At 62.4% G+C, this 11,785-nt stretch carries 8 protein-coding genes and 1 pseudogene; 7 read left to right on the top strand and 2 right to left on the bottom strand.

Annotation, left to right across the window (positions count from 1 at the left end):
- Positions 1-204: 204 nt before the first annotated feature.
- Positions 205-1,206, bottom strand: a complete 1,002-nt coding sequence (locus X773_RS72255; protein WP_023680661.1) for a hypothetical protein — start codon at positions 1,204-1,206, stop codon at positions 205-207.
- A gap of 535 nt (positions 1,207-1,741) precedes the next feature.
- On the opposite strand from X773_RS72255, the gene glmM reads away from it, so the two are divergent.
- From glmM to serA, 5 genes are all read left to right on the top strand, one after another.
- Complete coding sequence (gene glmM / locus X773_RS72250) at positions 1,742-3,094, top strand: phosphoglucosamine mutase (RefSeq protein ID WP_031213285.1); 1,353 nt, start codon at positions 1,742-1,744, stop codon at positions 3,092-3,094.
- Positions 3,095-3,320: 226 nt separating this feature from the next.
- Entirely contained in the window at positions 3,321-4,160 is an 840-nt protein-coding gene (locus X773_RS72245) for an outer membrane protein (RefSeq protein WP_023680659.1), read from the top strand.
- A gap of 234 nt (positions 4,161-4,394) precedes the next feature.
- On the top strand, positions 4,395-5,144 hold the full coding sequence (locus tag X773_RS72240) for an outer membrane protein (protein WP_023680658.1): 750 nt from the start codon (positions 4,395-4,397) through the stop codon (positions 5,142-5,144).
- A gap of 181 nt (positions 5,145-5,325) precedes the next feature.
- Complete coding sequence (locus X773_RS72235; protein ID WP_023680657.1) at positions 5,326-6,501, top strand: phosphoserine transaminase; 1,176 nt, start codon at positions 5,326-5,328, stop codon at positions 6,499-6,501.
- Positions 6,502-6,684: 183 nt separating this feature from the next.
- Positions 6,685-8,283 (top strand): phosphoglycerate dehydrogenase, encoded by a 1,599-nt coding sequence (serA, locus tag X773_RS72230; protein ID WP_023680656.1) that lies wholly within the window; start codon positions 6,685-6,687, stop codon positions 8,281-8,283.
- A 59-nt stretch (positions 8,284-8,342) separates the two neighbouring features.
- Here serA and X773_RS72225 read toward each other — a convergent pair whose 3' ends face one another.
- Positions 8,343-9,245: a DMT family transporter gene (locus tag X773_RS72225; protein WP_023680655.1), complete on the bottom strand. Its 903-nt coding sequence runs from the start codon at positions 9,243-9,245 to the stop codon at positions 8,343-8,345.
- A gap of 321 nt (positions 9,246-9,566) precedes the next feature.
- On the opposite strand from X773_RS72225, the gene X773_RS72220 reads away from it, so the two are divergent.
- Entirely contained in the window at positions 9,567-10,865 is a 1,299-nt protein-coding gene (locus X773_RS72220; protein WP_023680654.1) for an adenylosuccinate synthase, read from the top strand.
- A gap of 72 nt (positions 10,866-10,937) precedes the next feature.
- Positions 10,938-11,785 (top strand): annotated as a pseudogene (locus X773_RS72215) (hypothetical protein); the annotation flags it as partial.

Below are 11,785 nucleotides of genomic sequence, written 5' to 3'. Positions count from 1 at the left end.
CTTCTACAACGGCCTGGCCTACTTCCGTGCCTGTGCCGATGGATGGGCTCTGCGAGATGTGTATATGCCCTAGCCGCACGAGGGGGAGATTGCTAGTCTAGAGCGGCGGCCGATGCCGCCTCTTCTGAACGCGCGGCAGCATGCAACAAAAAAGCCCGCGAACCTTGCGGCTCGCGGGCTCATGTCGTCGGATGGTGGCGCCGGTCAGCTCTTCAGCTTGGCGTTGCAGAGGCTGTAGAAGCCGCCGCCTTTCTGGATCCACCTGAGGCCGCCCAGCGTGTTGGCGTCCTTGTTGGCGTAGTAGAGGTCGAGGCAGGTGTGCATGCGGCCCTTGGCCGGGGTCTCGGTTGCATACTTCTTGGAGACCGCCGTCGGGAATTTCACACCCTGGGGGGCGGTGATCGTCGGCGGTTGCGGATCGCCGGTGTACTTGGCGTCGGGAGCCGGCAGGGTGTCGTCGTCGGCTGCGCCGGCGCCGCATTGGCTCTTGCGGAAGTCGTTCCACTTCATGCCATTCAGCGTGTTGCCGGTCTTGGCAGCCTGATATTTGGCGCTGCAATCCGCCATGCTGAGGCCTTTGCCGGTATCGGTCGCGGCGGCTGTCGTCGCCTTGGCAGGTGCGGCGGCAGGCTGTGCGGCTGCAGTTGCGCCGGCGGCGCATTCACTCTTGCGGAAGTCGTTCCATTTCATGCCGTTGAGCGTGCCGGCAGCCTTGGCGGCCTGGTATTTGGTGCTGCATTCCTTGGCCGTCAGCCCAGGCGCCGCGTCATCGCTGCTGGTCGCCGCTGCTTTGGTCGTGGCGGCGGGTTGTGCGGCTGCCGTCGCGCCGGCGGCGCACTGGGTCTTGCGGAAATCGTTCCACTTCATGCCGTTGAGCGTGCCGGCAGCCTTGGCGGCCTGGTATTTGGTGCTGCACTCCTTCGCCGTCAGGCCCGGCGCCGCATCGTCGGCGGCGGCTGCCTTGGTCGTGTCGGCGGCCTTGGCCGTGGCTTTGGCTGGGGCGGGATCGTTCGTAGCAGCGGTGGCGTCGGTGCCGCATTGGGCCTTGCGGAACTGGTTCCAGTTCTGCCCGCCAAGCGTTCCCGCATCTTTGGCCGCATTATACTTGGTGCTGCACTCGGCCATGGTCAGCGCGTTGGCAGGCGCGGCCAGGAATAAGGTCGCGACGGCAAGACCCGTCAAAGTGGCAAGTCGGTGGATGAGCATGCGTTTTCTCCCTACGGCGGTTCATGATATGTCCCAGTGCAGCAATAGCGCTCAACGGCTGGTTGCGCCAGATGCTAAGTAGCGTAGAGACAAATTTAGAAGTGCATTCTTTTCTTTAAGGTGATGAATTCGTTGCCGGGACCGTCTCCCGGCCAAGTTCGTCCGGGTGCATTGCACGGAGAGCGCGCATATGGCTGGTTCCCAGCGAGGACACTGCGTCGCATGACAGCCAGTCAAATCGGCGGGTGCGGCGGACCTGAGCCTACCACTGTCTGGAGCAGCACGATGCGGATTCGGGTTCAAGGCCACACTGCCACAGACCAAAGGATCCAGATGAGGTTTGAGTTGACGTTTCTGATGCTGCTGCCGCAACAAGGGCCCGGAACTTGAAAATCAACACACTAGCGTGACGCAAAACACACAAAACAATAATTTTCTAAGGATTGGTCGTCCATAATCATACAATGTGATGACGGGGCTTGGGCCATTTTATGGCATGAGATGCCCGGAAAGAACCATCGGGAAGCTGGCGAACATGGCAGGACATTATTTCGGTACGGACGGCATTCGTGGGCGCGCCAACAAGTTTCCAATGACGGCGGAGGTCGCCATGCGGGTCGGCATGGCCGCCGGCCTCTCCTTCCAGCGCGGCAGCCACCGCCACCGCGTCGTGCTCGGCAAGGATACCAGGCTTTCCGGCTACATGATCGAGAACGCGATGGTATCCGGCCTGTGCGCCGCCGGCATGGATGTCTTCCTGCTCGGCCCGATTCCGACGCCGGCTGTTGCCATGCTGGTGCGCTCGCTGCGCGCCGATATCGGGGTGATGATCTCTGCCTCGCACAATCCCTATTACGACAACGGCATCAAGCTGTTCGGTCCCGATGGCTATAAGCTGTCCGATGAGATCGAGGAGCGTATCGAGGGGATGCTCGACAAGGATATCGAACTGGCGCTCGCCGATTCCGATGGGCTCGGCCGCGCCAAACGCGTCGACGGCGTGCATGACCGCTATATCGAATTCGCCAAGCGCACGCTGCCGCGCTCGATGTCGCTGTCGGGCCTGCGCATCGTCGTCGATTGCGCCAATGGCGCCGCCTACAAGGTGGCGCCCGACGCGCTGTGGGAACTCGGCGCCGAGGTCGTTGCCATCAATGTCGAGCCCAACGGCTTCAACATCAACAAGGAATGCGGCTCGACTCATCCGGCCGGCCTGCAAAAGAAGGTGCACGAGGTGCGCGCCGATATCGGCATTGCGCTCGACGGCGATGCCGACCGCGTCGTCATCGTCGATGAAAACGGCGCGATCGTCGATGGCGACCAGATCATGGCACTGATCGCCGAATCCTGGCACCAGAGCGGACGGCTGGCCGGCGGCGGCGTCGTCTCGACGGTGATGTCCAATCTCGGCCTCGAACGCTTCCTCGGCGACATGAACCTGCAGTTGCATCGCACCAAGGTCGGTGACCGCTATGTCGTCGAGCACATGCGTGCCCATGGGCTCAATGTCGGCGGCGAACAGTCGGGCCACATCGTGCTGTCCGATTTCTCGACTACCGGCGACGGGCTCGTCTCGGCGCTCCAGGTGCTCGCCTGCATCAAGCGGCATAACCGGCCGGTCAGCGAACTGTCGAAGAAATTCGAGCCGGTGCCGCAGCTTTTGAAGAATGTGCATATTTCCGGCGGCAAGCCGCTGGAGGAGGCGCCGGTCAAGGCGGCGATCGAAGATGCGCGCAATCGCCTCGGCAAGGCCGGGCGCCTGGTCATCCGGCCATCCGGCACGGAGCCGCTCATCCGCGTCATGGCGGAGGGCGACGACCCGCAGCTTGTCGAGTCCGTGGTCAACGACATCGTCGAGGTCATTTCGGAAACGCGCAGCGCCGCCTGATCTCCCTCCAACATCGGTTCAAAAGCCCGCCTTGCCGGCGGGCTTTTTTATTGGGTCGCGGCCAGCTCCGCCTGCAGCAACGGTCGCCAGATTGCTCCACTTTTAGAGATTCGTGGTTAATCAATACGGTTAAACGCCTTTTAACCTTTCCGATTCATTATCCACAACTGAAGTCAATCACATTTCGGGCGCGTTCGCCGTTCGAGGGTTCTCAGGGGTGATAAGCATGTTCAACACAGCAAGAATGGCTCTCATGGCCGCGCTGTTTGCCGGCGCCGGGCCGGCATTCGCCGCCGATTTCGTCGAGCCGCCCGTCGTCGAGGAGGCGCCGCCACCGGTTGCCTACGAGCAGCCGGCCGACTTTGGCGGCTGGTATATCCGTGGCGACATCGACTATCACTGGTCGAAGTTTCGTGGTGGCGACTACATCACCTACGGTGTGGCGCCCCAGAGTCCCGGCAAGTTCGATACAGGCAAGCTGGATGGCGCCTTCTCGGCCGGCGGCGGTGTTGGTTACCAGATCGACGAGCATTTCCGCACCGATCTCACCTTGGACTGGATGAGCAAGTCCAAATTCCGCGGCTCGACCAACGGCTTCTGCGGCGTATTACAAACCCCTTGCACATCCGTCGACACCTCGTCCTATTCGGCGCTGCTGCTCTTGGCCAACGCCTATGTCGACATCGGCACCTGGCATGGCGTCACGCCTTATGTCGGTGCCGGCATCGGCGGCGCCTGGGTTAAGTGGGATACACTCCACAACGTCGACGATGACGGCGAGTTCGAGCATCACGGCGGCAAAGGCTGGCGTTTTGCCTATGCTGCCATGGCGGGCGCCTCCTACTGCCTGACCGACCGCGTCAAACTCGACGTCGGCTACCGCTTCAGCCACATCAATGGCGGCAAGATGTTCGACTACGCTTCGGATAGCAATGTCGGCCCGGGCTATGACCGCGGCATCAACGTGCACGAAGTGCGCGGCGGCCTGCGCTACCAGTTCGGCAGGTCGGACTGCGCGCCGCCGGAGCCTTACGTCCCGGAACCCGAGCCGGTCTACACGAAGTAGTCGCTGCGAAATCGAGGAATTCGTCGACCGCCCGGCTGATGCCGGGCGGTTTCGTTTGGCTGCCTAAAGATGCTGCGTTGCCCTGTAACACCGTCCAGCTCGAGGAGCGAAAACGGATCAAATCAATTGCTAACGCCTTGTTATCCTTAACCCGCACTTAACCACTATGGTTAACAATGCTGTCTGAAACGGCGCGCGCGATCGCGAATGCGCCAAGTTCGGGAGCCGAGGACCATGACATCCAAATCGCCTGTAGCACTGGCGCTTGCAGCAGTCATCCTGATGCCGCTGACGCCGGCGCTTGGCGCCGATTACGATCCGCCGGTCTATGTCGACCAGGCGCCCGACTATGTACCGGTCGAGGTTGGCTCGGGATGGTATCTGCGCGGCGATGTCTCCTATCTGGTGCAGAAGAGCTTCAAGGATAAGGATTTCGCCTTCACGCCCGCGAGCTTCGACGAAAAGGAAGATCCCATCTTCGCCAGCATCGGCTTCGGCTACCATTTCAATGACTATCTGCGCGCCGATCTCAATGTCGGCTATCTTCCCGGCAACAAGATCGACGTCGGCTATAACGACGGAACGACCGTGGCATCGGCGACCCTGAAGAACTATGCCTTCTCAGGCATACTCAACGGCTATGTCGACCTTGGCACCTATGTCGGAATCACACCTTATCTCGGCGCCGGTGTCGGTGTCGTGCAGAGCAAGCGTCGCCTGTCGGCGAGCTACTTCACCGACAACGCCGACCCCACCGACGATTTCGTCCGGCATGACAACAAGACCCAGTACTCCTTCGCCTACACGCTGAATGCCGGGCTTGCGTACCAAGTGTCCAAGAACGTCTCAGTCGATCTGGGCTATCAGTATTTTTCCGCGCCAGACGCCGAATATGTGACTGCCGAGAGCCTGACTTCCTTTCCGATCCGCAAAGGGATCAACAATCATCAAGTCAAAGTCGGACTACGCTACGATCTCTGGTAGGCTCGATCGAAGCCGAGGCGTTGACAATGGCGGGTCGCAGGCCCGCCGTTTGCGTTTCGCCCCGGCAATATCCTGACAGCGACAAAAACTTTCCCCTTGACGCCGAAAGCCTGAACGCATATCGCCATCCGTGGGCCACCCCTCCCCAACGAGGGGCCACTATCTGGAAGGATAGACCACGATGACCACGCATACGAAGCCCGGATTCCGTCCGGCAAATCGCAATTTTTCCTCAGGTCCCTGTGCAAAACGCCCCGGCTGGTCGGTCGAGGCGCTCAAAAATGCCGCGCTCGGGCGCTCGCACCGCGCCAAGATCGGCAAGACCAAGCTCGAACAAGCGATCGAGCTGAGCCGGGAAATCCTCCAGGTTCCGGCGGATTACCGCATCGGCATCGTGCCGGCCTCGGATACCGGCGCGGTCGAAATGGCGCTGTGGTCGCTGCTCGGCGAACGCGGCGTCGACATGGTCGCCTGGGAGAGCTTCGGCTCCGGCTGGGTCACCGATGTGGTCAAGCAGCTGAGGCTCGCCGATGTTCGCAGGTTAGAGGCGGACTACGGCGCACTGCCGGACCTGACCAAAATCGACTTCGACCGCGACGTGGTCTTCACCTGGAATGGCACGACGTCGGGTGTGCGCGTGCCGAACGGCGATTTCATCCCGGCCACCCGCAAGGGCCTGACCATCTGCGACGCTACTTCGGCGGCCTTTGCGCAACAGCTCGATTTCAGGAAACTCGACGTTGTCACCTTCTCCTGGCAGAAGGTGCTGGGCGGTGAGGGCGCGCACGGAATGCTGATCCTCAGCCCGCGCGCCGTGGAACGCCTGGAAAGCTACAAGCCGGCCTGGCCACTGCCGAAGATCTTCCGTCTCACCTCGGGCGGCAAGCTGATCGAAGGCATCTTCAAGGGCGAGACGATCAACACGCCGTCGATGCTGTGCGTCGAGGACTATCTCGACGCGCTGCGCTGGGCGAAGTCGATCGGCGGCCTCGACGCGCTGGTCACCAGAGCGGATGCCAATGCCGCTGTTCTCGATCGCTTTGTCGGAAAATCTTCCTGGCTCGGCCATCTTGCCGTAGACCCGGCGACGCGTTCGAACACGTCGGTCTGCCTTTCCTTCACCGATCCGGATGTCGCTGCACTCGACGCCGACGGACAGGCTGCATTCGCCAAGGCAATTGTCTCGGCGCTCGACAAGGAAGGCGTCGCCTACGACATCGGCGCCTACCGCGATGCACCGCCCGGCCTGCGCATCTGGTGCGGCGCGACAGTCGAGACCTCCGACCTCGAAGCGCTGCTGCCCTGGCTCGACTGGGCCTTTGCCGCGCAAAAGGCGTCGCTCAAAGCGGCGGCCTGACTCCCTCCCCCTCGAGGGGAGGGTGGCCCGAAGGGCCGGGTGGGGTCGCCTCCACCCGCTCAACGATCCGCCATCCAGAAAGAAAAAGATTTGGCCGCATCCGGCCGCAACGACCCCACCCCGGCGCTTCGCGCCGACCCTCCCCTCAAGGGGGAGGGACGCCAATCGCAAAGGACCAAGCCAATGCCCCGCGTTCTCGTCTCAGACAAACTTTCCACCACCGCCGTGCAGATCTTCAGGGATCGCGGCATCGAGGTCGACTATTTGCCGGATCTCGGCAAGGACAAGGAAAAACTGCTCGAAGTGATCGGCCAGTATGATGGGCTGGCCATCCGCTCGGCGACAAAGGTCACGGAGAAGCTGATCAATGCCGCGACCAGGCTGAAGGTCGTGGGCCGCGCCGGCATCGGCGTCGACAATGTCGACATCCCGGCGGCGAGCCGCAAGGGCATCATCGTGATGAACACGCCCTTCGGCAATTCGATCACCACCGCCGAGCATGCCGTCGCCATGATCTTCGCGCTGGCCCGCCAGATACCGGAGGCCAACGCCTCGACCCACGCCGGCAAATGGGAAAAGAACCGCTTCATGGGTGTCGAGATCACCGGCAAGACGCTGGGCATCATCGGCTGCGGCAATATCGGTTCGATCGTCGCTACGCGCGGCGTCGGCCTGAAGATGCATGTCATCGCCTTCGATCCATTCCTGTCGGACAGCCGCGCCGAGGAGCTCGGCGTCGAAAAGGTCGAGCTCGACGAGCTGTTCGCCCGCGCCGACTTCATCACGCTGCACACGCCGCTTACCGACAAGACGCGCAACATCATCGACGCCGCGGCGATCGCCAAGATGAAGAACGGCGTGCGTATCATCAACTGCGCCCGTGGCGGGCTGATCGTCGAGGCCGACCTGATCGCGGCGCTGAAGAGCGGCAAGGTGGCCGGCGCCGGCATCGACGTGTTCGAGGTCGAACCGGCGGACAACAACGCACTGTTCGGCATGGAGAATGTCGTGGCGACGCCGCATCTCGGCGCGTCGACCACCGAAGCGCAGGAGAATGTCGCCCTGCATGTCGCCGAGCAGATGTCCGACTATTTGATCAAGGGCGCCGTTTCCAACGCCATCAACATGCCGTCGATCACCGCCGAAGAGGCGCCGCGGCTGAAACCTTTCGTCAAGCTTGCCGAAGTGCTCGGCGCCTTTGTCGGACAGGTCACCGAGGATCCGATCAAGGAGGTCGAGATACTGTTCGACGGCTCGACCGCGACGATGAACACGCGCGCGCTGATCAGTGCCACCCTTGCCGGGCTGATCCGGCCGCAGGTCTCCGACGTCAACATGGTGTCGGCGCCGATCATGGTGAAGGAGCGCGGCATCATCGTCGCCGAGGTCAAGCGTGACAAGTCGGGCGTGTTCGACGGCTATATCAAGCTGACGGTTAAGACCGAGCACAGGACGCGCTCGATCGCCGGCACCTGTTTCTCGGACGGCAAGCCGCGCTTCATCCAGATCAAGGGCATCAATCTCGACGCAGAGGTCGGCCAGCACATGCTCTACACGACCAATGCCGACGCGCCCGGCATCATCGGTCTGCTCGGCACGGTGTGCGGCGAGAACGGCGTCAACATCGCCAACTTCCAGCTCGGCCGCAACCGGCCGGGCGGCGATGCCATCGCATTGCTCTATCTCGATGCGCCGTTCCCGGAAAACGTGTTGGCGCAGGTGCGCTCGCACAAGTCGATCGACTCCGCCAAGCGGCTGCATTTCGATGTGGGGATAGCCTGAAATTCGGTCGCCCCGTGTGCAGCAGCACGCGGGGCGGTGGAACGTCGCGGCAAGCGACTTCATTCAGCAGCGGATGCCGCCATCTTCCGTCCGCTGTATTCGGCGAGGCTGATGCCACCGAGCACCAGCGCGAGAGCCAGCGCCTGATAGAGCTGGAATGTCTCACCGACAATCAGCACCGATAGCAGCGTACCGAAGATCGGCACCAGATTGATGAACAGGCCGGCCCGGTTGGCGCCGATCAGCTCGTTGCCCCTGATATAGAAGATCTGCGCGATGACCGAAGCACCGATGGCGGTATAGAACGCGACCGCCCAGCCGCGGGCATCGGGGACAATGACCTTGCCGGCGGCAATCTCCCACAGGAAGAAAGGCAGCGATGTGACGAGTGCGGCAACCGACAGCGCCAGCATCAGGCTCTGCCAGCGGATGACCGGCTTCAGCCGCAACCCCACCGAATAGAAGGAGTAGCAAAGCACGGCGACCAACATGATCGCGTCGCCAAAGTTGAGATCCAGCTTGAGAAGCTGGCGCAGGTCGCCATGGCTCGCCGTCACCGCGACGCCAATGATGGTCAGCACGACGCCAGCTATCTGCACCCGGTTCACCCGCAGGCGAAACAGCACGAAATTGGCGATGATGATCACGATCGGTATCGCCGCCTGCTCGATCGAGACGTTGATCGCCGTCGTGTAGTTGAGCGCCGTGTAGAAGATCGCATTGAAAAAGGCGAAGCCGCAAGCGCCGAGCCCGCCAAGCAGCAACCAGTGCCTGCGCACCACCGGCCAGTCTTGGCGTAGCGTTCCCCAGCCGATCGGCAGCAGGATCAGAACCGCCAGCAGCCAACGCAGGAAGACCAGCGTCATCGGCGAGATATGACCGACCGCCAGCTTTCCCGCCACGGAGTTGCCGCCCCACAGCAAGGTGGTGAACAGCAGGAACAGATAGGCGGCTCGATGCATCGTGAACTCCCGGCCAGGCAGAGGGAATTTGACGGTCGGTGTGGGCCTATTGCGACCGCCAGCCCAAGTAAATGATGTCAAAGGCGAAAATTGTTGTGCCTCGGAGCGCTTTGGGCGGCAAAGAGTGGTCGCGCTCGCCGGGTCTTGACGCTATAGAGCGACGTGCGTGCAATTGGACGCTACAAAGTACGCGTCGGAAGGCTTTAATCTCGCGTCGTGCTTTTCCGAAAATCGATTCCGATTTTGGGGGCCGATGCGATAGAGGCCTATCGTTTCGAATTGTTTCAAGCTGCTCGTGCGGCGTCTCAAGGGAAAAGAAATATGGCCAATGTGGTGGTCGTCGGCTCGCAATGGGGCGATGAGGGCAAAGGCAAGATCGTAGACTGGCTGTCGGAGCGCGCCGATGTTGTCGTGCGCTTCCAGGGCGGCCACAATGCCGGCCACACGCTGGTCGTCGACGGCAAGGTCTACAAGCTGTCGCTGCTGCCGTCCGGCGTGGTGCGGCAAGGCAAGCTTTCCATCATCGGCAACGGCGTCGTCTTCGATCCGCACGCTTTCGTCGCGGAGGTTGCGAAATTGAAGGCGCAAGGCGTCGAGGTGACGCCAGACCGCCTGAAAATAGCCGAAAACACCGCGCTTATCCTGTCCTTGCACCGGGAGCTGGACGGATTTCGCGAGGACGCCGCTTCCAATTCCGGAACGAAGATCGGCACGACCCGTCGCGGCATCGGTCCCGCCTATGAAGACAAGGTGGGCCGGCGCGCGGTCAGGGTGATGGATTTGGCGGATTTGGAAACGCTGCCCTTGAAGGTCGACAGGCTGCTGACGCACCACAATGCGCTGCGGCGCGGGCTCGGCCATGCCGAGGTCACGCATGAGGCGATCATGAGCGAGCTGATCTCGGTGGCCGACGAGATCCTGCCCTATATGGACCGCGTCTGGAAAATCCTCGACGACAAGCGCCGCGCCGGCGAGCGCATCCTGTTCGAGGGCGCGCAAGGCACGTTGCTCGACATCGACCACGGCACCTATCCGTTCGTCACCTCGTCCAATACGGTTGCCGGTCAGGCCGCCGCCGGGTCGGGTGTCGGGCCGGGCGCCATCGGCTATGTGCTCGGCATCACCAAGGCCTATACGACGCGCGTCGGCGAAGGCCCGTTTCCAACCGAACAGAAGAACGAGATCGGCGAGTTCCTGGGCACGCGCGGCCATGAATTCGGCGTCGTCACCGGCCGCAAGCGGCGCTGCGGCTGGTTCGATGCCGTGCTGGTCCGCCAGGCCGTCGCCGTCAACGGCATCAAGGGCATTGCGCTGACCAAGCTCGATGTGCTCGATGGGCTGGACGAGATCAAGGTCTGTACCGGCTACCGACTCGACGGCGAGGCGATCGATTACCTGCCGGCCAGCCAGGGTGCGCAGGCCCGCGTCGAACCGGTCTACGAGACGCTGGAGGGGTGGAAAGGCACCACTGCCGGCGCGCGCAGCTGGAACGACCTGCCGGCCCAGGCGGTGAAGTACGTCCGCTACATCGAAGAGCTGATCGGCGCGCCGGTCGCACTCCTTTCCACCAGCCCTGAACGGGACGACACGATACTTGTGACCGATCCGTTTCAAGACTAGTTTCTCAGCCTTCCGGGCATTGCGGCTGATTTGCGGGGGCCGGCCCAGAAACAAATGCAGGTCGACTGACGTATGGTAGATTTTGTTCCTATTCTGAAAAAGGCGCTCGACAAACTCGGTGAGCCGTCGGCGGAAGTGCGCGCCAGGGTCTATGACAGGGCCCGTTCGTCAATCGCGAAACAACTCGCAGAGAAGGCCACGATGACGCCTTCCGATGTCGACCGGCAGATGCGTGCACTGGAAGACGCCATCGCCAAAGTCGAGCGGGACTATGCCAAGCCTGCGCCGCCACCCGACCCGCTGGCGGAACTGGAGGACATCTTCTCCTCCATCGACCGCAACAAGAACCAGTCCAGCCATATCCGACAGCCAGCAAAGACGGAGCCGGCATGGCAGCCGGCCAAGACCGAGCCGGCAAAGACCGGGCCGGCCTGGCAGCCCGCGCCCGCCAAGGCGGCGCCGAACTGGCAAAAGCCGCAGCCCGTCGCTCTTTCTCAGGAGCGCGCTGGTCCGCCGCCGTCCGATATGGATCTTCCGACGGCTGACGGCCAAGACGGCGTTTTTCGGGGCGACGACTTTTCCAACGGCGGCGGCCCCGCGGAGGACAGGTTCCAGCGGCTCCATCCTGCCGAGCGCAGGCGCAGCTATGGCGGTGTGATCGCCGCCGCCATTGCCTTGCTCGTCATTGCCGGTGGTGGCTATGGCATCTGGCTGAACAAGGATGCGTTCGGCAGCATGCTCGGCCTCGACTCGACCAAAGCCGTCGCCACCGAACCGCTGGTAAAACCAGCCCCGCCCAAGCCGGAGGCCGATGCGGCCGTACCGGCCGCCGCGCCTCCGACGGAGGCCGGCGAGGGCGCGAAGTTCACGCAGCGCCTGACGCCCGAGGGCCACGAAGTCGATCCCGGCCCCGCGGCCGG

Source organism: Mesorhizobium sp. LSJC280B00 (assembly GCF_000502835.1).
Lineage (GTDB): Bacteria > Pseudomonadota > Alphaproteobacteria > Rhizobiales > Rhizobiaceae > Mesorhizobium.
The sequence above is the reverse complement of the archived record's forward strand: the minus strand, read 5'-3'. Positions and strand labels throughout refer to the sequence as shown.